This is a genomic window from Flavobacterium johnsoniae UW101, from assembly GCF_000016645.1.
GTDB classification, from domain to species: domain Bacteria; phylum Bacteroidota; class Bacteroidia; order Flavobacteriales; family Flavobacteriaceae; genus Flavobacterium; species Flavobacterium johnsoniae.
Genome location: NC_009441.1, coordinates 5,175,564 through 5,199,201, shown reverse-complemented (window position 1 = coordinate 5,199,201; position 23,638 = coordinate 5,175,564). Strand labels below are relative to the sequence as shown.

The following is a 23,638-nucleotide window of genomic DNA, read 5'->3' as shown; positions in this document are numbered from 1 at the left end:
AATATTATTTTCCCAAAAAGGTTAAATTTCTGTACAAGTATCTTTTCTGGTTTCCAGATCTCTTGAGATTCTGTACGATATATATCCGATGCCAAATATGATGGCGACAAGAATGGTTGTTATATAGTTTTCCATTTATTATTTTTCTTCGTTATGAATTACAGCGATTGGTTTTCCGCTCACTTTTTCTTGTAAATGCTGGAAGATGATGAATAAAACAGGAATGATAAACAATCCTAGAATTACTCCAGATAGCATCCCTCCAGCTGCCCCGATACTGATGGAGTGGTTACCTTGTGCTGATGGACCTTTGGCACTCATCATTGGCACTAATCCTACCACAAAAGCAAGAGACGTCATGATAATTGGTCGCAAACGTAATTTTGCTGCCATGATTGAAGCTGCTGCTAAACCTTGTCCTGATCTTCTTCGCTGCGCCGCAAATTCCACAATCAAGATGGCATTTTTGGCGAGAAGCCCGATAAGCATGACAAGAGCAACTTGTACGTAAATATTGTTTTCAATTCCAGTTAAACCAATAGCAACGAATACTCCAAAAATACCTGCAGGGATTGACAAGATTACTGCAAGAGGCAAAATGTAACTTTCGTACTGTGCGGCAAGTAAGAAATAAATGAATATCAAACACAGTAAGAATATTGTTGCCGATTGCCCTCCTGACGAAATCTCCTCACGAGTCTGGCCCGAGAATTCAAACCCGTAACCTGCAGGTAATTGTTGTGCTGCTACTTCTTCAATGGCTTTAATGGCATCTCCGGAACTAAATCCTGGTTTCGGAATGGCATTAATAGAAATTGAGTTAAATAAATTATATCTGGAAGCGGTTTCTGAACCATAAATACGAGTCAGTTTAACTAAAGTATTTATTGGCACCATTTCGCCTGTTTTGTTTTTTACAAAAACTCTGTCAATTGCTGTTGGATCTGCTCTGTCTTCGATATCGGCCTGAACAACCACACGGTAATATTTACCAAATCGGTTAAAGTCAGATGCCTGTGCGCTACCAAAGTAAGCCTGCATGGTTTGTAAAATGTCTTTTACATTAACACCCAATTGATTTGCTTTTTCGTCGTTAACCTCTAATTGCAACTGAGGATAATCAGCTTTGAAAGAAGTAAAGGCAACGGCAATTTCCGGACGTTTCATTAATTCGCCGATAAAGTTTTGAGAGATTCCACTGAACTTATCCAGCTTTCCTCCCGTTTTATCCTGAAGAACTAAATCTAAAGCCTCAACGTTACTAAATCCGGGAACAGTTGGGAAACTGAATACGAAGAAACTTCCGCCGGAAATAGCGCCCAGTTTACCACGAACCTGATTCATGATTTCGTCGATGTTTTTTACTTCGCCGCGTTCTTCGTTTGGTTTAAGCAATACGAATACAACCGCAGAAGATGGACTTGTAGAGTTGGTCAATAAGTTGAAACCTGAAATTGCGGTTACAAATCGAGAAGCGTCTAATGCTTTTAAAGTATTCTCAGCTTCAGTCATTACTTTTTGAGTTCCGTCTAATGATGTACCAGATGGCGTATTTACTGCAATCGCAATAAATCCTTGATCTTCTGTTGGAATAAACCCTTGAGGAGTTGTTTTTACCATTACCACTGTTGCCAATGTAATTAAAGCCAATCCGCCTAAACTCAACCATTTTCTTCTAATTAAGAATTTAAGTCCGCCTGTGTAACGGTTTGTCAACGATTCAAAACTGCTGTTGAAAGCGGTAAAGAATTTCTCTTTAAATCCTTTTTTCTGATAAGGTTCATTGTGATCGTGTGCTCCGTGATTATCTTTTAAAAATAATGCTGCAAGCGCTGGACTCAATGTTAAGGCATTTACTGCCGAAATTACAATTGCAATTGCCATAGTAAAGGCAAACTGACGATAGAAAACTCCTGTTGAGCCTTCCATAAAACCAACCGGCAGGAATACAGCAGCCATTACCAGCGTAATCGAGATAATAGCACCCGTTATTTCGTGCATTGCTTCATGGGTTGCGATTTTTGGAGACAAACGTTTATGCTCCATTTTCGCATGCACCGCTTCGACTACCACAATGGCATCATCGACCACAATACCAATCGCCAGAATTAATGCGAAAAGCGTTAAAAGGTTGATCGAAAATCCGAATAACTGCATGAAGAAGAACGTTCCTAAAATTGCTACAGGTACAGCAATAGCCGGGATTAATGTTGATCTAAAATCTTGCAAGAAGATAAATACCACAATAAATACCAGTATAAAAGCTTCTAGTAATGTATGCTCCACCTGTTCGATAGATTGGTCAAGAGATACTTTTGTACTATAGAAAATATTGTGTTTTATGCCTTTTGGAAAATCTTTAGAAGCCTTTTCCATCATTTTATTAATGGCAATCTGAATATCATTTGAGTTAGATCCAGCTAACTGGATAACCCCAATTACAATTCCTTTTTTACCATTTAAACGAGTTAAACTGTTGTAAGAGTAAGCACCCAATTCAACTCTCGCTACATCTTTTAAGCGAAGTACTGAACCATCTGCATTAGAACGTATAGCAATATTTTCATAATCCTCTGGTTTAGTTAATTTCCCTTTGTATTTAATAACGTATTCAAAAACTTCTTTGCTTCGCTCTCCAAATTTACCCGGAGCAGCTTCCAAACTTTTGTCCTGAATCGCTCCCATAACTTCGCTGGGAGTCACTTTATAAGTTGACATTTGTGTTGGATTTAACCAAACACGCATTGAGTAATCTTTTACACCACCAAAAATACTGGCAGAACCTACACCCGGAATACGTTTTAATTCTGGAATAATATTAATCTGTGCATAGTTGGCAACAAATGTCTGGTCGTATTTTGCTTCATCATCAGTGTACATACCAATTGCCATGATGAAACTGTTTTGTTGTTTCGCCGTAACAATACCTTGCTGTACAACCTCCGCAGGAAGCTGGCTGGTTGCCTGAGCAACACGGTTTTGTACGTTAACCGCAGCCTGATCGGCATCTGTACCCAGTTTAAAGAAAACTGTAATAGCCAAAGTACCGTCGTTACTGGCTGTAGAACTCATATACGTCATGTTTTCTACACCATTTATAGATTCTTCGATAGAAGGTGCCACAGAACGTAAAACCGTTTCTGCGTTGGCTCCCGGATATACCGCCGTTACCAAAACCGATGGAGGCGCAATATCAGGAAACTGTTGTAAAGGCAGTTTAGTTAAACCCAATACCCCCAGAATTACCAATAAAATGGAAATTACGGTTGCCAGTACAGGTCTTTGTATAAATATTTTGAACATTGTGTTTTAGAATTATTTTTTATTAGTTACTTCGGCAACTTTAGTTGATTTTTCAGGCTGAATCGCTTGACCATCCTGAAGTTTGTCAATACCGCTTAACACGATTTGGTCACCCGTTTTTACACCTTCTTTAATTAAATAATTGGTACCGCTTTTACCCACAACTGTGATAGGCATTTTGGTTACTTTGTTGTCTTTGCCTACAGTGAAAACAAATACTTTGTCCTGCATTTCAACTGTAGCCGACTGTGGTACTAAAATCGCATCGTCGTGCTGTAATCCTAAACGGATTCTTCCTGTGTTTCCAGAACGTAATGTTCCGTTTGCATTTGGGAATGTTGCTCTAATCGTGATTGCTCCTGTAGTTTTATCAAACTGACCATCAACCATATCGATTTTTCCTGTTTGCGGATAAGCGTTGTTATCAGCCAAGATCAAAGTAACTGGAGGTAATTTTTTAATTTTATCACCAAGAGAACTTCCTTTGTATTGCTCTTTAAAGTTGATGAAATCAGTTTCGCCTAAAGAGAAATAAGCAAATACTTCGTGAACATCAGATAAAGTAGTAAGTGCTTCAACATCAGATGCAGAAACTAAACTTCCTTGTTTTTTAGGTAATCTTCCAATGTATCCGCTCACTGGAGCTGTTACGTTAGTATATCCTAAATTAATTTTAGCAGAACCTACCATTGCTTTTGCCTGCTCGATATTAGCAGCAGCAATTTTTTGAGAAGCTTTAGCTGTTTTTAACTGATAATCAGAAACTACTTTGTTTTGCACTAGCGGAGTCAGTTTATCAACTTCTAAATTAGCGTTGATTAAAGCTGCTTCTGCTGCGTGTAGACTTGCTAAAGCATTGTTTAACTGCTCACGAAACGGACGTTCATTGATTTTAAATAAAGTTTGTCCTTTACTTACATAAGCACCTTCGTCAACAAAAATTCTGTCAAGGTTTCCGCTTACCTGCGGGCGAATTTCAACATCAACGGTTCCTTGTATAGATGCTGGATATTCAGCATCAGTAGTTGTGTTTGCGCTTGTGATAGCTAAAACTGGTAAAACCGGTGGCGGCGGGGCAGTAGGCGCTTGATTTTTGTCGCCACAGCTGCTTAATACTAAGGCCAGAATAAAACTGGTTATAATTACATTTTTCATTTTCATAGTGGTTTTAATTGGTTGAACATTTTCTCGGATAAAATTCTTTGGTATTCTGGCATTCTCGGGATTCATATTTAATTGAATTAAATTATCTAACGTTGTTAAGTAAAAGTGCACAAATTTCCATACAGTAAGCCTTTCCAATTCTATTTCGAATCAGTATTAAATTATCTAACGATGTTAAGTAAAAGTCTAAAAAAAGAGCTTTTATTACCTTTATTAAATTTTCTAACAGTGTTAAGCGAAAGTTATAAAAAAAAAGGATTTTATATTATCCCGTTTAAATCATTTTACACTGTTAAGTAAAATTGAAAATTTTTTTATTGTATAGATTTGATGATACCAGTAATAGCATCTTTCAAAATCTGGGCATTTATTGTTTCTAAAATATCACTTTTGTTAATGATGTTGATGGCGATTAAACCATGAATAACAGAAAAGAAAGTAAAATATTTTTGTTTAATGATATCTTCACTAGGATTGCTGTCTTTCATAATTTCAGCAATAACACCAGTAAACAATTTGTAAGGTGCTTCCTGAGCCGAACATCGCTGTGCACAGCAGGTCATTTGAACACCAAACATAAGTTGATACATTTCAGTATTAGTAAAAGCGAAATCCCAGTAAGTCATCCACATGGCTTCTAACTGATCTTCGGGTTTTTCAAACTTGCCTTTTGCAGTCTGTAACTCTTTTGCCAGTTTAATAAAACCTTTGCCTGTCAGTTCTTCTAATATTGCTTCTTTATTCGAGAAATATTCATAAATAATAGGAGCAGTATATTCGATTCTGTCGGCAATTTTACGCATACTCAAACCATTCCAGCCTTCATCTTTTACGATATCATAAGCAGCGCCAAGGATATTATTCCTTGTTTCTTCTTTTTGTCTTAAAATTCGATCTTTGCTAGCCATTGTATTCAAGTATTAAATCGTTTAACACTGTTAGGCAAATGTATGGCGGATTTTCGAATTTCAAAATATTTTTATCATAATATTTTCTTATCGTGCAATAAGCGTTTTTGAAATTCTTTGCAAACCCTTTATTTTATTGAGATTTTTAGTCATGTAATTTTTTTAAGAAGCAGAAGTTTTTCGGTTTTCATGACCATTTGTCCCGCTCTGCATTATATTTTTTGTGGTGAACCCCACCACAAAAAGATAACATTTCGATCGGGGCTAGGAGAGAACGTGTGTTTTTTTCATTAGATTTTCAACTCGCAGTTTGTCATCCTGAGCAACAAAGGATCACACGCGCAAATCGACAAAGATTGGAATTTCACAAATAAAGATTGGAATTTCACAAATAAATAAAGCTCAAAATTCACATCCCGCAAAATTCCGGAGGAATGAAATATTTATAGGTTTATGGATACACGGTTTACAAAAAAAGCTCCAGCGGAGCGACATATTAATTATTATAGATCCAAAAAATATTTCGCCCCGCTGGGGCTTCTTTAATATAGAAATCATTGTTTCTATAAATATTTCGTCCCGCTGGGACTTGTTGTGGAATACTTATTTCGGCTTATTAAAATTCCGGAGGAATGAAATATTTATAGGTTTATGGATACACGGTTTACAAAAAAAGCTGCAGCGGAGCGACATATTAATTATTATAGATCCAAAAAATATTTCGCCCCGCTGGGGCTTCTTTAATATGGAAATCATTGTTTCTATAAATATTTCGTCCCGCTGGGACTTGTTGTAGAATACTTATTTCGGCTTATTAAAATTCCGGAGGAATGAAATATTTATAGAATATCCGATTCCTAGGTAGAGAAAAGCTCCAGCGGAGCGATATATTAATTATCGCAAATCCAAAAAATATTTCGTCCCTCTGGGAATTTTGTAGAAAATGATTTTAATGTTGGGTTTGTCATCCTGAGGAACTAAGGATCACGCTCGTAAATCGGCAAAGATTGTCAATTTAGATTGTGGAGTTACTTACGAAGATTTCTCGTTCCTCGAAATGACAAGATTGTGAAAAAATGCAGATGATCTACAAAGATTGATAATTCTGATTTTGGAATTTCTAGTATTATCTTTCCTTCGTCAGTATGGTAAAAACATGAATGCAATCAACTGTATTCAATTTTTTCGTAACATTACAATAAAAAAAAATGAAAAGGCTGACTATCCTAAAAACCACAATTGCTGTTTTATTTTTCCAGCAGACTTTCTCACAGGAAACCAAAAAAGAAACCACAGCACCACAATACACAATCGAAAACTGTGTCAATCATTTTGAAATTGATAAAGCCACGAAAACCAAAGCAGGTTACCAATATTGGTTTGGCGACAAAAACTTCACTCAGGAAAACACATTAAAAATGAGCATTGTCGAACCTGGAAAATCAACACACGCGCCGCATCATCATCCTGAAGAAGAATTTTTCTACATCTTAGAAGGCACAGCCGAATTTTACCTTGACGGAAAAACCAAAACCGCCGGCCCAAATACCAGTTTTTACTGTCCGTCGAATATGGAACATGGAATTAAAAATGCTGGGAATACTGATTTGAAATATTTGGTTATTAAAAAGGATTTGAGGTAACATTATCAATCTTTTTTCTATTGACATAAACAATAACAGGATTTCTGCCATCAAGCTCTCTTTTATTGCGTCCATGCAAACCTATTTCTGCCATATCTGGAGTTTTCCAGTTTTTTTCTTTTGGGTTTACATAAGTATACATTCCGTAGCAATGTCCGGAAACAATCCAGCCTTCTGTCTTTTTTAAGTCGGTGACATCAAAATCTTCAGATGGAGTTTGCACATAAACGGGACCGAATTCTTTCATTAATTTTATGGCTTCATTTTCTATATCGGGAATAGTTTCGGCGTGATCAAAAATTATATACGTTCCGTTTTGGAATAAAACCCAATCCTGACATTTTTCATTTATACTAAGTCTGACTTTATTCAGCAGCTCAGTTTTATCTATTTCATCTGTTTTTTGATTGTCTGCTTTCTTTTTCATAAAAAGAGAATTTAATAGTATTGTTGCTTTGTCATTTCATTGTAATGGGGGATTTTTGATTGTGGTATTATTTATAAAAACACCTTTGGACAAACTGCCAAAGGTGCTTTTTCAATTTATATAGAAGTAAGATTAAGATTCGGTATTGCTGATATCTTTTTTGCGGTAAACGAGATAAAAAACCTGAGGTAAAACCGTTAATGAAAGAATCATACAGGTTATAAGTCCGCCTACGATCATGATCGCCAGCGGTTTTTGAACTTCAGAACCCATTCCTGTCGATAAAGCAGCAGGTAATAATCCTAAAGAACCCATTAAGGCAATCATAACAATTGGACGAATACGGCTGTGAATTCCCTCTGAAATAGCATCTCGTAAATGCATTCCGGCACGCATATTTTCCTTAATCATTCCGATGAGGACAATACTGTCAATTGCGCTGACCCCAAAAAGTATGATAAATCCAATTCCTGCCGAGATACCGAAAACGGTTCCTGTTACCCAAAGCGATATGAATCCTCCGATAAAGGCATACGGCATGGCACTTACGGCAATCATGGTGTCTTTGAAATTGCCAAAGTTGAAATACAGCAGACATAAAATAAGGATCAATACAACGGGTACAATCATCGCTAATTGTTTAGAAGCTCTTTCTTTACTTTCAAATTCTCCCGCCCATTTCATGACGTTTTCTTTTGGAAGTTTAACTTCGGCAGCTACTTTTTTCTGAGCTTCTTCGATCGTGCTTCCCAAATCTCGTCCTTCAATACTAAAACCTACGGCAATGTAACGGCTGTTTCCTTCGCGGTAAATAAAAGTTGGCCCGGTTTTGTATTCTACAGTTGCAATTTCTTTTAAAGGCACTTTTTTGCCATTCATTGTTGGAATCAGAATGCCTTCTATTTTTTCTTTAGAATCACGGTATTCTTTTTCAAAACGCAGAGTAATGTCAAAGATTTTTTCGTCATCATAAAATTTTGTTGCAGCCTGACCGCCAATTGTCATTCTGATAACCGCCTGCGCATCGGCAGTTGTTACGGCATAACGCGCCATTTTTTCATCTTCAAGCTGAATTCTCAATTCTGGCAATCCAATATTTTTATAAACATTAATGTCTTCGATTCCTTTTACGTCTTTAATCGAATTAGCAACTTTTGCAGCCATTTCTTCCATTTGGAAAAGATCGCTTCCGAAAATCTTAATCGCCAGCGGACTTTTTACTCCTGCAACATATTCTTCAACATTATCCTGAATAGGCTGACTGAAACCAAAGGCGATTCCGGGATATACATCGAGTACTTTTTTGATTTCGGCAATCAGTTCTTCTTTGCTTATGTCGTGTTTCCATTCGTCTTTATGTTTTAATTCGATATGGAATTCGATATTAAAAAATCCTGTTGGATCGGTTCCATCATTTGGTCGTCCCGTTTGCGAAAGCACAAATTTTACCTCTTCAAACTTTCGGATCTTCGTTTTCATTTCTTTTGTCAAACGAACTGATTCATCCAAATTAATACTATTAGGAAGCGTTGCTCTTACATAAATAGCACCTTCATTCAGCTTCGGAATAAATTCTGATCCGTAAAAAGCAAATCGTACACAACAAACTGCCAATAAAGCCAGAAACGAATAAATCGTTAATTTACGGTGTTTGGTACTCCATTTAAAAAGATTGAACAAATTGGTTCTAAAGAAACGCGAAATCATGTTTTCTTTCTCGACAATGTTTTTCGTCAGCATTACTTTACACATTGCAGGCACATAAGTAAGTGATAAAATCAGCGAACCTAATAAGGCATAACCTAGAGTAAAGGCCAGGGGAGAGAACATTTTTCCTTCTACTTTCGTAAATGAGAAAATTGGCATTAATGCGACAATCAAAATAATCAGGGCGAAGAAAATATAGGTAGCCACACTTCCGACGCTTTTCTTAATTAATCCCATTTTGCTCATATTGTTAAAGCGTTCCATTCCCACTTTATGAGCTTTCTTTTCTAAAGAAACGAACACATTTTCTACAATAACCAATGTTCCTTCGAGCAGTAAACCGAAATCGAGCGCTCCCATAGAAATCAAGTTCGCAGGAAGTCCCTGAATCCGCAACATTACAATTGCAAACAAAAACGAAAGCGGAATTACAGTCGCTACAATCAACGAGGTACGCCAATTGTAAAGGAAAACAAACACAATCAATGAAACAAGTAAAACCCCTTCGATTAAGTTTTTGGTTACCGTTTTTACGGTTGTATTGACCAATTCGGTACGGTCGATAAACGGCACGATTTTAACATTATCAGGAAGAACCCTTTCATTCAATTCGTTTAAACGTTCTTTCAATCTGCCAATAACTTCTCCCGGATTTTCTCCGCGAAGCATCACAACAATTCCTTCTACAACATCATCGTTTCCGTCAAGACCTACTTGTCCTAATCTTGGTTTTGCCGAAATTGAAACTTCGGCTACGTGTTTTACTAAAACTGGCGCTCCGCCTTTGGTTTCAATTAATATATTGCCAATATCTTCGACTTTATTAATTAAGCCGACACCTCGCACCACATAAGCCTGATCGCCTCTTTTAATGACGTCTCCGCCCACATTGATATTACTTTTTGAAACAGCTTCATAAACATCTAATGCCGATAAATTGTAATTTTCAAGCTCAGTTGGGTTGATTTTGATTTCGAACATTTTTTCTTCTCCACCAAAACTCACCACATCGGCAACTCCGGGTACAGAAACCAATTCGCGCTCGATAACCCAATCCTGAATGGCTTTGATTTCTTTGATAGGAAGATCACTTTTTATAACGTATCTAAAGATTTCTCCCGTTGCTCCAGACGGCGGATCGATCTCAACATCGGCACCTTCTGGAAGATCCAGTCCGTTAAGACGGTTTGAAGCATATTGCTGTGCGTAGAAATCCTCAACTCCGTCATCAAATAAAACGGTTACTACTGATAATCCAAAAAGGGAAATAGAACGTACTTCTGCCTTTTTTGGAATGGTATTCATTTGTTTGGATATCGGAAGCGTGATGAATTTTTCGACTTCTTCGGCACTTCGTCCAGGCCACTGTGTAATAATTCTGGCCCTTGTATTGGTTACATCGGGAAATGCTTCTATTGGCGTATGAATGTAACTCACAATTCCTGCAGCCAGTAAAATGGCTGTAAAAAAGAATATAATAAGCGAGTTTTTCAAGGAAAAAGCAACCAGACCTTGTACAAATTTTTTCATGTCTTGTATTGTGTTTATCCGTTTTTAAGGATGCTTAGTTTTTTAATCTTTCGTAAATCAGGAGCTGGTTTTTGGTAATTACCTTTTCGCCTTCATTTACACCTTTATCAAAATAAAGCCAGCTGTTGTTTTTTAAAACGGGGTTTATTTCTCTGGTTTCGATTGTGCAATCGTTTTTGTAGATTAAAATATAATCGCGGTTGTTGTCGAAAATAGCTGCTTTTGCAGGAATAGCTGCCAGTTCTTCACCGCCTTTGCTTTTATCGATTGTAATATCGGCTGTCATTCCCGGTTTTAATTTCATGTTTCGGTTGTCCATTACAATTCGTGCTTTTAAAACGTGTTCATCGGCATCAAAAACTTTAGACATCATATTGATTTTTCCTTTAAAAATTTCTCCAGGATAAGCAGGTGTCGTTACATCGACCTGCATGTTTTCGCTGATGTTTTTAAGATTACTGGTATAAACATTTACCAAAACCCAGATTTCTTTTAAATCAGAAATGGTGAACAATGGATCGCTTTCGTTTGTAATCTGCATTCCCGGGCTGATATTTTTATCTACAATAAAACCTTCAGTCGGCGCTTTGATCTGAAAAACAGCTCTTTCACTGCTTGCGCTGAACATTGCCAGATTGGCTCTTACGTTTTCTAAAGAAGATTTTAAAACATCCAGTTCGCTTTGTGCCTGCAATAAGTCTTTTTGAGAAGAAATTCCGTCTTCAAACATTGATTTTGTGGCTTGTAAATTGCGCTGTGCTACCGTTATCTGCGACTGCAATGATTTACTTTCAGACTGCATGCTGTTTAGTTCTGTACTTTTTATCTCTGCCAGAACTTGTCCTTTTTTTACATAATCGCCTAGTGAAAATGTAGTTTTGGTAATAATTCCTTCAACAAGGCTGTTAAACTGAACCACGTGATCGCCGTTGTAAGTAATATTTCCGGTAAGGTTAATAGATTCGCTCACGGCACGTTTCTGTACAGGTTCTATTGTAATTTTTTCTTTTAAATCTTTATCGATGCAGAATTTTTCATCCTGAGCTTTTTTTACTTCTTCTTTCTTGCCGCATCCGTAAACGAGCATTAACCCAAGTATTGGGATTATAAGTTTCTTCATTATCTTTTTGTTTTGAGAAATTGATGTTTTAATTGATTTCCTGCCCCGTGATATAGCGCAGTTCTTCGAAATTTTTATTCAGGTCTTTTTTCGAATTGAGCAATATCGATTTGTTGTCTAAATACGCATCTACAAAATCCAGATATTCGAGCATGCTGGTATTTCTCTGCAGGAAGTTTTTACGATAGCTTTCCAAAAGTTTATCAAGGTCGCCTTCAAAACTGGCATCGGCGCTTTCGTATAATTTTTTGGTGGTGATAAAATCCTGATAAGCCTGTAATACCTCAGATTGTACGCTTAATGTTTTTTCTTCAGTAAGAAGTTTACCTTGATTGATCGCAATTTTAGCAGCTTTTACATTTCCCTGATTTCGATTAAAAAACGGAAGGTCAAGGGAGAAACCAACACCCACGAAATCGTTCATTAAACTTGCTCCGCGGTCGTAACTAATGCCCAGCGTTACATCTGGTGTGCGCATGGCTCTTTCGTATTTGTATTTGTTGTCGTTGTATTCGTTTCCGAGTTTCAGGACTTTCATATCAGGACGATTTTCAATTGCTGATTCCATCAGGTTTGCCAGATTGATACCTTCGATATTTTTATTAACCGGAACAAAACCTTCGTCAGTCAGTTTGATAAAACTTGCCGCAGGAAGATTCATTAAAACTTTGAGTTCTTTCTGCAATGCATTATTTTCCTTTTGCAGATCGTTGATTTCTTTTAAATACTGTAATTCAGAAGCTTTTAAACGAACATATTCGCCTTTGCCGATATTTCCCTGTTTTACCTGATTTGCGTAAGCTTTTAGTAAAGTCTGCATCGAAGAAAGCTGTTTTTGGTAAACCGCTTCCTGCGCCTGATTGTATTGCAGATCAGTAAGGTTGTCTCTAAATTCGATTTTTAAACTGCGTAAAAAAGTCTTGAAATATTCTTTAGCGATCTCTGCATTTACTTTTTCCATCGCAATCAGTTTTTTGCGTTTTCCCGCTGTCTGAATCAGCTGCTCCAGTTCTGCATTGACTTGCTGTGTTTTTCCGTAATTTCCCCATAACGGAGGCAGTTGTTGTGCGGTAGCATTACTCCAAAGGTTGATTTCGCCGACGGTTAAAGTTGGATTCGGCCATAATTTTGCCTGAATGACTTGTGCATCGGCAATGTCGATATTTAGTTTTTCAGAAATAAGAGAAATATTCTTATCCAGAAACAAAGCCTCGGCCTGATTTCGCGAAAGAACAATTGTATCTGTAATGGCTGTAATCTGGGCCATACTTTTGAGTGATACAATTAAAAACAGAGTTATAAATAAACGTTTCAAATTAAGTAGATTTAATGAAGTGCAAAGCTATCTGCCGCGTATTAAACCGTAATTTGATGTCTGTTAGAAACCAGTAAGAGTTAGATTAGAAAACGATTAGAGTTTAGGAAAAACCAGCGTTACAGTAGTTCCAGCATCTTTTTTGGAAGCAATCGTAAACTCAATATTATTTTGTTTAAAAATGACATTTGCCAACGGAAGTCCAATGCCGCTTCCTTTTATATCGCTCACATTTTTGCCTCTGTAAAAAGTTTGTTTTATGAATTGCAGGTCTTCTTCGCTAATGCCTTTTCCCTGATCTTCGATGACAATTTTTAACTGCTGATTGTGTTCTGATAAACTGATTTTTATTGGATTTCCTGCTGAATACTTAACCGCATTTTCGATAATATTAAACAACGCAATTTTGATTTCGTTAGAATTTCCTTTTATCGAAAGCAGTTTGTCATTTAGAACTTCTAATGCAATTTGAATCTGGCCTTTTAAGTGGTAACTGGCAGATAATTGATCGTTAATGTCCCAGACCAACTCGTCGACTCTAAAAATCTCGTTGAGTTCCATATTTTCGCGAAGGCCCGAAAGCATCATTAAAGTATTCATTGTGTCTTCGATTTGATAGACATTTTCTAATACTTTTTCAGACATTTCTTTGTACTCGGCACTTGATCTGTCTTTTTGGGCAAAAACTTCAAGGTTTCCCGAAATAGCCGTTAAAGGAGTTTTAAACTCATGCGAAACATAATTGATGAAGTTTTTCTGAATGATAAAAGTATCAGAAAGACGTTTCAGCAGGTTATTATAACTTTCTATAAGTTCCTGAATATCATCTTTTGAATTTGGAGAAACAATCTGCCTGTCTAATGAAGTAGCCTGGATTTCGTTTACCTGATTGATAATATTTTTAATAGGAGCATAAGCGAGATTAGAAAGTACCCGGCTGACAATATAAATACTGATTAAACCTGAAACTAAAACCAAAATCATAATAATCAAAAGTCGATCGGTCATGGTTTTAAAATCGGTATCATTTTTTTTAACGAAAACCACAAAATCTCCCTGATTGTCATGATAATAACTCCCAAAGTAAAAGTGATGCTTGGACTTGAAACTTAATTTTCTGTTTTTTCGAACGTAATCCAGCTTTAACTGATTGATATTGTTATCTAAAGTTTTGTCGCCATACACAATTTGATTTTTCTCATCATAAACACGCGTGATAATTTCGAGTGAATTTTCTCGGAATTGCTGGCCAATTATTAAATGCTGGTTTTCTGGTAATTCATCTTTTTCGAGATAAAAAATTCCCGTAAGTAAACAGGTTTTCTGCAATTCGTTGTAAACAATTTTTTCTGAATAACTGTAGAAAGAAAAATAGGTAATAAGCGAAGCAATGACAAACACAACACTGAAAGTCAGAGAAGAAATTAAGGTAAAACGATCACGAATTTTCATACTTATTCTTTTAACATATAACCAATTCCTTTTATGGTGTGAATGAACTTATGATTGTGTTCGATTTTGTTTCTTAAATACGAAATATACACATCGACAACATTGGTGTTATTGTCGTAGTTAATTCCCCAGACAGCGGTTAAAATCTGAGTTCTCGACATTACTTTGTTTCTGTTTTCTAGTAAATATAAAAGCAGTTTGTATTCTCTTGGCGAAAGATCAATTAGTTTGTCATTTTCTGTTACTTTATGCTCGTCTGGATTAATGGTTAAAGTACCGCAGGTATATAAAGTTTCAGGTTCATTATAATTGAATTTTGTTCTTCGCGTAAGCGCGTTGACTCTCGAAATGAGTTCTTTAAAATGAAAAGGTTTTACAAGATAATCATCGGCGCCAGAATCTAAGGCTGTGACTTTATCATCAGTATTACTCAATGCACTGAGGATTAAAATAGGAGTATGAATCTTTTTAAAACGCATTAATTTCACAAGCTGAATACCGTCGATTCCCGGAAGCATGATATCCATCAAAATAATATCCCAGGTATTTTCTTGTACAAGGTCGCGCGCCATCTCTCCAGTTTCGGCCAGATGCACGGTAAAGTTGTTTTCTTCTAAACCTTTTATAATAAATTCGCTGATGCGTTTATCATCTTCAATGAGTAAAACATTCATAGATGCTATGTTAAGTGTTGCTGTTTAGATAAAAGCTGATATGCTTAAATCCAATAATCTGATAAAGTGCTTTTGAAAAGATTATCAAAAATAACATTTATTTTTTGAACCCTATAGGAACAAATAAGTGATTGAAGATTTTTAAGGTATTTTTAAAGTAAGTTGTCATTTCGACTGAAGGGAGAAATCTTCGCAAGCAGCTCTACAAAGATTGGCAATGAATAGATTTGATAAGAATTCTGGAGGAATGAAATATTTATAGATTCATAAAACATACCGTACCAAAAGCTCCATCGTAGCGATATATTGTTGACAATATTTCACCCCGCTGGGGCTCTTTTTGAATAGAATGAATTGTTCTATAAATATTTTGTCCCTCTGGGACTTTTTCTTAAACTTTATTGCTATAAAATAATAATCGCAATTGACCACAATCTTATATAATTTCAGTTTAATTTTTAATAAAAATTTGATTTTCAATTAATTAACTTTTATTAAAGAAAGCTTTAACAGGAACTGTTTCTGCTGGCTGTTTGAAATAACTAATTTTAACTTAAATCAAAATTAATAACGTTTTAAACATTTAAAATCATGAAAAAGAATATAGCAATATTAGCCACAAACGGTTTTGAAGAATCAGAATTAGCATCACCTAAAGCCTATCTTGAAGAGCAAGGCTGGAATGCAGATATCGTCAGTTTGAAATCTGGAACTATCAAATCTTGGAAAGACGGAAATTGGAGCAAAGAATATAATGTTGATGTCGTATTAGATCAGGCAAATGAAGCAGATTACGATGCTTTGGTTCTGCCGGGAGGAGTTATAAACCCTGATTTATTGAGAAGAGAAGAAACTGCAGTAAATTTTGTACGTTCTTTTTTTGAAAGTAAAAAACCTGTAGCCGCTATTTGTCACGGACCTCAAATTCTGGTAGATGCCGATGTTTTAGAAGGTCGAAAAGTAACTTCGTTCTTTTCTGTTAAAAACGATTTGAAAAATGCCGGAGCACAATGGGAAGATTCAGAAGTTGTCGTAGACAATGGATTAGTGACCAGCCGAAACCCAAATGATTTACCCGCTTTTAATAAAAAAATGGTGGAAGAAATTAAAGAGGGAATACACGAACGCCAGAGAGTCTAAAAAAGAATTTTCTATTTAGATTTGTCAAATTATAAAAATGCAGGATCATATTTTGGTTCTGCATTTTTTTGTGGTTTTTAAATCTGCTAATAAAGTTCCGGAGGAATGAAATATTTATAGATTCAAATAACGCACCGACCAAAAGCTCCAGCGGAGCGGCATATTGTAGATAAGATTTCACCCCGCTGGGGTTCTTTTAAAATGGGGAAATTATTTTCTATAAATATTTTGTCCCGCTGGGACTTTCTCAAGACAATTGATATAATTTTAAAAATGATTATTTCTAATAACGATTTTATACATTTGGTATATTGGAAAGTTGATAAATATAGAAACATTATTGAAAGAAAAATCTTTCTTTTTTAAAAAGTTTTCTTACATTTGAAGTTCTTAAATCTTCACATTAAGACAATATAAAATTTGCCCTCGTGCTATGTAGTAAAGCTCCGAAAGGACTTTGACGCCGTGAAGAAGCGTAAGACTACTAAGGTATGAGGGTTTTTTCTTAAATTCTTCACTTTATGAAAACAAACACCCTTTCCAAAGAAGCCGAAACAAGGCTGATTGATTTTTTTAACCATATTATAGATCCCGAAGATATGGCTAAAATTTTAAGACAAGTAAACTGCATTTTAGCGCTCGCCGTAATGCGACAACACGACACCCTGCAAATAGGACTATCAAATTTTGAAGACAATTATTATTGGCTCAATGAATTGGCGGAGATTTTGAATCCTTATTTAAGTGAGGAGTAGGGATTTACTAAAGTAAAAACCTCGATTTTATGATCGAGGTTTTTTGTAATTATTTTTATGAATTAGTAAAAAATAGTAATTATATTTCATCTAATTCCTGCCTCATCAAAGCAATTAGCTCATCGTTATATTTTTTAACAAGCGCCCCGCATTCTTCTAGCTTAATCTGATTTTCTTGCATTTTTTGTTGATCATTATGAAGCATAAGTGTTGGTAAATCATTCATAGTCTTATTACTTTGTTCTATTGTCTTCTCAAAAGCAAGATTTAACATATCTAATTTCTTAATAACTTTATCACTTGCAGTCATCCTAATTGTATTGGTTTGTTGTTTAATTTTCATAAGGTCTTGACTGCCTTCAAAAGTAAATTTTTGAATTTCTGTGCTAAATGTTGTAATTGCTTTTGTCTGAGCTTCTTGATCTGGCGCATTTAAATAATTTGTCGAAAATTCTCCTATTAAAGGTGTTAATCTTTCATTGACTTTAATGGAATTATCTTTAGTAAATTGATCTAAAAGTTGAAAAAATGAAACATATTGATCTCTCTTGCTCTCATATTTATATTTTCTTTTCGCGATATCTAATTGATGTTCTTTTTTAAGTTCTTCTAATTTTTTGCTGTATTTTGATTTTATTTTTTCTGTTTGATCAATTAATCTTTTATTCTCAGATTTTAAAGCATCAATTTTTGCTTTTTCTTGAATGTAAGTTTTTATGTACAAAGATAATAAAGTAATAATAACTCCGACTAAATATATTTCCATTGTTTTAATTAATATTAGGTGAGATATCTGTGTTAAGTTTTTGATAATCATTTTGATAGGTGAGGTTTTTAATTGAAATATTTTAAATTAATAAGATATTTCTAACCAATTTTCGTATTTAATTCATTCATTGTATAATGAACAAAATTTTGCCCTAGACTAGTAAGAACATATTGTTCTTGATCATCAAAAGCAGATTTTAAAGTTCCTGATGATGGAGCCTTTGTTCTCTTTTGCTTTACAAAATTTCCGTAATAATCAGTTGGTCTATATTGACGAATTACTCCTCCTGTACTTAAATCTCTAATTAACATTTTAAATAAATCTGCTTCCATGGAATCTTCTCTGACATAAGTTCCATTTAATTCTTGCCATATTTCACCTCTGGTAGCACTTTGGTTCTGGTAAATTACCTTTATAACTGAAAAATGAATTTCATGATAAAGATTTAACCAATCTAAGAAAAGTCTAATTATGTCATCGTCAACAATTTTTTGCCCTCCTGCATTTGTAATTAACTTTCTTATTAATTCTCGTTTTTCAAAGGTATCGGCATTGTCCCAAGTTCTAAATGATTTACGTACAATTTGTAAATATTCTTCACTTTCAAGTCTTTCGTTAATATCTTCTGAAAATTCGTTTAGTTTTTTTACAACTTCAAACAACGTTTCACCAAGTAATCTCATTTTATTTTGATGCTCTTCAAGCCATTTTTCATAAAGAATATTGTTTTTGGATTGATCATCAAAATGTAAATCTGTCAAGATGCTTAAAAATCCACCAACCCATGGAATACCACCTAAAGCTGCGCTGAAAAATTTTGAAAAAATTTTATCTCGTTCACTTCCTGGTTTTGGTTTTAATTCTCTTTTAATTTTTTCTTCAATTGAAGTGTCGGTAATTTTTAGTTCGTTTTTCATTTCTTAATACTTGAAAATTTGACTTTAAATTTACATATAACTTCAATTAAAATAATTTAAATTTATTAACATAAAAATATTTATTTGACCTACAAGTAAAGTATTTTTTCTTCTCAGAAGAGAATAAAAAGGTGGTTCAGATACAATTTTTCTGAAATTAAGAAGAATCAGAAAAATGATTCGAAACTCACTTTGTTTTATTAAAAATAAAAAAAAGGACAGTCCCTCCAATTAAAGAGGAACTGCCCTTTAGGCAAATTAAATTTGCACTCCTAAGAATGCGTACAGTAATTGGTAATCTACTAAAAAGAAGACTAAACGCAGGTTATTCGTTTATGACATCGCCTTCCTTAGTTTCTTCGCTGGCAATTTTTACCAGTTTATCGTTTGGAGTCAAATCGCCGAAAATTTCAATTTTATCTTCGATTTCTCTTCCTTTTTTAATGTCAACTCTTGTCGCTTTGTGGTTTACTACTTTCACTACATATAAACCTTCTGCAGAATTCACTACTGCAGTTTTTGGCACTACATAAGTGCTGTCTTTCGCGTTAAGCGGTAAAAGAACTTCGGCAACCATTCCAGGTAATAAATTTCCTTTTGTGTTGTGAACGTCCATTTCGACTCTTTCAGAACGTAATTTTAAATCTAAAGCACCAGACATTCTGGTAATTTTAGCTGTAAAAGTTTCTGGTAGCGATTTTACATTAAAACTCATTTCGTCACCTGGGTGCAAATATCCTGTGTACAATTCTGGAACAGAAACCGCCAAACGTAATTTGCTTTGCTCCTGAATCGTTAATAAAGGCAAATCAGATCCTTTTCCTGCCGGGCCTACAAATGTTCCTAAATTGACATTTCTAGCTGCTACAACACCGTCAAAAGGAGCACGAATTTCTAAGTAGCCTCTCATAATCGAGATTTCTTTGTGTGCTGCAATTGCTGCCTGATATTGTGCGTAATCAGAATTCTTTTTTCCGCTTGCCATTTCTAAATCGTTTTTAGAAATCGTTCCTTCAACCTTGCTTGTTTCATACAAACGGTTGTAAGTACTTTTGCTGGTTGCGTAAATCGCTTCCATAGATTTTAGTCTAGATTCGGCTGCAGCCAATTGCGAACTGATTTCTGGTGCTTCTAAAACAATTAAAAGCTGTCCTTTTTTTACTTTCGTACCAATATCAACTTTTAAGGTTTTTACGAAACTGCTCACTTTTGCATACAAATCAACTTGTTGAAAACCGGTTAATTCAGCTGGCAAACGCAATTCTGTTGTTAGTTTTTCTTTCGATAAAAGGAAAGTTTCAACTTTTGGTTCGATTTCTGCTTTCGCAGTTTCTTCTTTTTTCTTTTCACAGCTTAGTACAACTAAAGCTGTAAATAGTATCGCTGTAGATTTTATAATGTTATTTTTCATTTTTTGGTTTTATATATGTTTTATAAGTATTCAGAAAGTATAAAAGTTTATAGAAGTATTTCGCGACGATCGTAACTTTCGACTTTTGACTTTCGACTTTCAACTTTATTACTTTCCAACTTTCGACTTACTTATTGATGAAATATAATGGATGCTTTCTTCGTCTTCAGGATCTAAAGAAACAGATTGTGTCGATGTTTTTTCTTGTGCCCACGCAAATATCTGCGGAAGGATTAATAATACGGCAAAAGTAGAAAATAATAATCCGCCAATAACCGCTCTTCCTAACGGAGAAACCTGATCGCCTCCTTCGCCGTGACCAATTGCCATCGGCAGCATTCCCGCAATCATCGCAACAGATGTCATGATAATTGGACGAAGACGCAACGCAGCCGCTTCACGCGCAGATTGTAAGGCATTTCCGTTTATTTTTCGAAGCTGTTCGGCATTCGTGACCAAAAGTACGGCGTTTGCAATAGAAACCCCAACCGACATGATGATTCCCATGTAAGACTGTAAATTTAATGTAGAACCTGTAATAGTAAGCATTAATAATGCTCCTAAAACTACCGCAGGAACTGTTGTTAAGATTACTAACGAAACTTTGAAAGACTGGAAATTAGCGGCCAACATTAAGAAGATTACGAAAACGGCAACCAATAATCCTGTTTGTAAACTGCTTAATGTTTCGGTCAATACAGTACTTAGTCCAATTGGTGTAATAAATAAACCACGCGGCAATTCTCCTAATGAACTAATTGTTTTGCTTACATCTTTTGATGCCGTACCTAAATCGGTTTGGTAGATGTTTGCTGTAACGGTAATGTATGGCATGGCCCCTAAATTGTCATTTTCACCACTTACAAATCCCGGTGTAATTTTGGCAACGTCACTTAAAACAGGACGAAGCGAATTTTTCAATACCGGAATTTCTCCAATATCGGTTTTGCTTTTCATTTTATTTAATGGCACCTGAACCTGAACAGAATATGATAATCCTGCTTTTTCGTCTACCCAGTTATTTTTTTCGGTATAACGAGAAGATGAGGTCGAAGCCACAAGTGAACGCGAAATGTCATTCATATCAACTCCTAATTCGGCAGCACGAGTTCTGTCAATATCAATATTCATTGCTGGATAATGTATTGGCTGACCAATTTGTACGTCTCTGAAATAAGAAATCGCTTTTAGTTTGTCTACAATTTGAGTAGCGTATAATTCGTTTCTTTTTTTGTCTTTTCCGGCAACTCGAATCTCAATTGGAGTAGGAGAACCCTGACTTAAAACTTTATCTGTCAATTCGATTGGCTCAAAAGAAAGCTTAGTATCCGGCAGTACTTTTTTAAGTCTTGCTCTAAACTCATCTTTAAAGTCGTCCATATCTTCGTGATAGTCTTTCAAACTCACTTGGAAAACCGCTTCGTGAGAACCTGCCATAAAAAGATAAATTGGGTTGATCGAGAATAGAGAAGGGTGCTGACCGACATAAACAGAAGAAATTCCGATATGATCTTTGCCCACCATTTTTTCCAGTTCTTTTAAAACAATTCTGGCTTGTTCTTCGGTTCTCTCTAAACGTGTTCCATCAACTGCGCGCATTCTCAGCTGAAATTGGCTTGAATTGGTTCTCGGGAAAACGTCTTTTCCAATTAAACTAATAAATATTACAGCAAGAATTATTGAACCTGTTAAATAAACAATTGTTGTAATTTTTTTATGAACAAACAAACGATCTAAAGTTCGCATGAAACGAATTTTGAAACGTTCGAAAACACTTATCTTTCCGTTGTTATTTGTATCTTCTCTTTCTACATAACCCTTTTTCTGAGTGATTAGATTTTGTTCAGATTCTGGAGTTATACCGCTGTCATTAAATTCGGCTTCGTCATCAGTAATTTCTGGTCCATGTGCATGTTTTTCATGTCCTTTCATCATCCAGTTTGCCATTACAGGTACAAAAGTTTGAGATAATAAGAATGAAATAACCATTGAGAATCCAATTGCTAAAGCCAGAGGAAGGAACAATGCTCCCGGAATACCAACCATTGTAAATGCTGGTGCAAATACGGCTAGAATACAAAGTAAGATCAATAATTTTGGTAGAGCAATTTCCTGACAGGCATCCCAAATAGCGAGTGCTTTTGGTTTTCCCATGTCGAGATGCTGGTGAATATTTTCGATCGTTACCGTACTTTCATCCACCAAAATACCAATTGCAAGAGCTAATCCTGATAATGACATTAAGTTGATCGTCTGCCCAAATAATTTCAGGAATAAAACCCCGGAAATAATCGAAATTGGAATCGTCATAATTACGATTAAAGCTGCACGACGGTCACCAAGGAATAATAAAACCATTAATCCGGTTAAAACCGCACCAATAATTCCCTCAGTAATCAAACTTTTTACGGAGTTGATTACATAAACTGACTGGTCAAATTCGTATGATAATTTTACGTCTTCCGGAAGTGTGCTTTGAATTTTAGGCAATTCTGATTTTAATTTCTGAACTACATCCCAAGTCGAAGCATCTCCCGCTTTTGCAATACTAATGTAAACCGAACGTTTTCCGTTTACCAAAGCATAACCTGCTGTAATGTCGGCACCGTCTTTTACAGACGCAACATCGCCTAATTTTAAGTTTTGAACACCGCCTTTAAATAAAGGAATCTGCTCAAAATCTTTAATTTCTTTAATCGTATTGTTAGTTGGCGTAATATAGTTTTTGTCGCCCATACGCACGTTTCCAGAAGGAGCCGTTTGGTTATTCAAACGAATCGCTTCTACGATTTGGTCTGGCGTCATATTATGAGAACGAAGTAAATCCGGGTCAACGTTTACCTCAATTGTTCTTGGACTTCCTCCAAAAGGAGCCGGAGATAATAAACCAGGAATCGAAGTAAATGAAGCACGAACATAAACGTTGGCTAAATCCTGTAATTCGTTGTTTGAACGTATTTTACTGCTCAAAACCAATTGACCAATTGGCAGAGAAGAGGCATCAAAACGAATGATAAACGGAGGCTGCGTTCCCGGAGGGAAAACCGCCTGGATTCTGTTTGAAAGCGCACTTAACTCGGCAGCAGCCTGAGCCATGTTCGTTCCTTCATAATAGGTTAATTTCATAATCATTAACCCCTGAATGTTTTTGGTTTCTACAGATTTGATACCGTTCGAGAAAGGTAAAACGTTTACGTAGTTTTTGGCAAAATAGGCCTCCATCTGGTCTGGTGTGTAACCTCCAAACGGGTGCGCGATATAGATAACCGGCAAATTCATTTTTGGTAAAATATCTACCTTAATGTCTTTGATGGCACCAATTCCGAAGAAAAATAGACCCGCAACCAATACTAAAATGGAAATGGGTTTGCGGAGTGCAAAACGTATTAAATTCATTAGGATT

Annotated in this window: 16 protein-coding genes; 3 read left to right on the top strand and 13 right to left on the bottom strand. The window is 35.6% G+C overall.

What is annotated here, in order from left to right:
* Positions 1-138 precede the first annotated feature (138 nt).
* From FJOH_RS22235 to FJOH_RS22225, 3 genes are all read right to left on the bottom strand, one after another.
* A complete protein-coding gene (locus FJOH_RS22235; RefSeq protein WP_012026274.1) occupies positions 139-3,303 on the bottom strand; it encodes an efflux RND transporter permease subunit in 3,165 nt (1,054 codons plus the stop codon).
* Between the two features lie 12 nt (positions 3,304-3,315).
* A complete protein-coding gene (locus tag FJOH_RS22230; protein ID WP_012026273.1) occupies positions 3,316-4,533 on the bottom strand; it encodes an efflux RND transporter periplasmic adaptor subunit in 1,218 nt (405 codons plus the stop codon).
* Positions 4,534-4,781: 248 nt separating this feature from the next.
* A complete protein-coding gene (locus FJOH_RS22225) occupies positions 4,782-5,375 on the bottom strand; it encodes a TetR/AcrR family transcriptional regulator (RefSeq protein ID WP_012026272.1) in 594 nt (197 codons plus the stop codon).
* Positions 5,376-6,583: 1,208 nt separating this feature from the next.
* Between FJOH_RS22225 and FJOH_RS22220 the strand changes: the two genes are divergently transcribed.
* Positions 6,584-7,018: a cupin domain-containing protein gene (locus FJOH_RS22220; RefSeq protein WP_012026271.1), complete on the top strand. Its 435-nt coding sequence runs from the start codon at positions 6,584-6,586 to the stop codon at positions 7,016-7,018.
* Here FJOH_RS22220 and FJOH_RS22215 read toward each other — a convergent pair.
* The 6 genes from FJOH_RS22215 to FJOH_RS22190 all read right to left on the bottom strand — a co-directional run bounded on the left by FJOH_RS22215 (position 6,999) and on the right by FJOH_RS22190 (position 15,243).
* Positions 6,999-7,445, bottom strand: coding sequence for a hypothetical protein (locus FJOH_RS22215; protein WP_012026270.1), 447 nt, complete (start codon positions 7,443-7,445; stop codon positions 6,999-7,001). The genes FJOH_RS22220 and FJOH_RS22215 overlap by 20 nt on opposite strands.
* 132 nt (positions 7,446-7,577) lie before the next feature.
* Positions 7,578-10,682, bottom strand: coding sequence for an efflux RND transporter permease subunit (locus FJOH_RS22210; RefSeq protein WP_012026269.1), 3,105 nt, complete (start codon positions 10,680-10,682; stop codon positions 7,578-7,580).
* 34 nt (positions 10,683-10,716) lie between these two features.
* Positions 10,717-11,802: an efflux RND transporter periplasmic adaptor subunit gene (locus FJOH_RS22205; protein WP_012026268.1), complete on the bottom strand. Its 1,086-nt coding sequence runs from the start codon at positions 11,800-11,802 to the stop codon at positions 10,717-10,719.
* Between the two features lie 28 nt (positions 11,803-11,830).
* Positions 11,831-13,069, bottom strand: coding sequence for a TolC family protein (locus FJOH_RS22200; protein ID WP_012026267.1), 1,239 nt, complete (start codon positions 13,067-13,069; stop codon positions 11,831-11,833).
* A gap of 144 nt (positions 13,070-13,213) precedes the next feature.
* On the bottom strand, positions 13,214-14,569 hold the full coding sequence (locus tag FJOH_RS22195) for a sensor histidine kinase (protein WP_012026266.1): 1,356 nt from the start codon (positions 14,567-14,569) through the stop codon (positions 13,214-13,216).
* Between the two features lie 2 nt (positions 14,570-14,571).
* Positions 14,572-15,243 (bottom strand): response regulator transcription factor, encoded by a 672-nt coding sequence (locus tag FJOH_RS22190; RefSeq protein WP_012026265.1) that lies wholly within the window; start codon positions 15,241-15,243, stop codon positions 14,572-14,574.
* A 591-nt stretch (positions 15,244-15,834) separates the two neighbouring features.
* Between FJOH_RS22190 and FJOH_RS22185 the strand changes: the two genes are divergently transcribed.
* Both FJOH_RS22185 and FJOH_RS22180 read left to right on the top strand, forming a co-directional pair.
* Positions 15,835-16,383 (top strand): type 1 glutamine amidotransferase domain-containing protein, encoded by a 549-nt coding sequence (locus FJOH_RS22185; RefSeq protein WP_012026264.1) that lies wholly within the window; start codon positions 15,835-15,837, stop codon positions 16,381-16,383.
* Positions 16,384-16,904: 521 nt separating this feature from the next.
* Entirely contained in the window at positions 16,905-17,138 is a 234-nt protein-coding gene (locus FJOH_RS22180; protein WP_012026263.1) for a hypothetical protein, read from the top strand.
* Positions 17,139-17,217: 79 nt separating this feature from the next.
* On the opposite strand, the gene FJOH_RS22175 is transcribed toward FJOH_RS22180, so the two are convergent.
* The 4 genes from FJOH_RS22175 to FJOH_RS22155 all read right to left on the bottom strand — a co-directional run bounded on the left by FJOH_RS22175 (position 17,218) and on the right by FJOH_RS22155 (position 23,631).
* Complete coding sequence (locus FJOH_RS22175; RefSeq protein WP_123875779.1) at positions 17,218-17,904, bottom strand: hypothetical protein; 687 nt, start codon at positions 17,902-17,904, stop codon at positions 17,218-17,220.
* A 101-nt stretch (positions 17,905-18,005) separates the two neighbouring features.
* Positions 18,006-18,824 carry a hypothetical protein gene (locus FJOH_RS22170; RefSeq protein WP_012026261.1) on the bottom strand — a complete coding sequence of 273 codons (819 nt, stop codon included), beginning with the start codon at positions 18,822-18,824 and terminating at the stop codon, positions 18,006-18,008.
* Between the two features lie 325 nt (positions 18,825-19,149).
* Positions 19,150-20,235: an efflux RND transporter periplasmic adaptor subunit gene (locus tag FJOH_RS22160; RefSeq protein ID WP_012026260.1), complete on the bottom strand. Its 1,086-nt coding sequence runs from the start codon at positions 20,233-20,235 to the stop codon at positions 19,150-19,152.
* Between the two features lie 108 nt (positions 20,236-20,343).
* The gene (locus FJOH_RS22155; protein ID WP_012026259.1) at positions 20,344-23,631 is read right to left on the bottom strand and encodes an efflux RND transporter permease subunit; all 3,288 of its coding nucleotides are present in this window, start codon (positions 23,629-23,631) and stop codon (positions 20,344-20,346) included.
* Between the last annotated feature and the right edge of the window lie 7 nt (positions 23,632-23,638).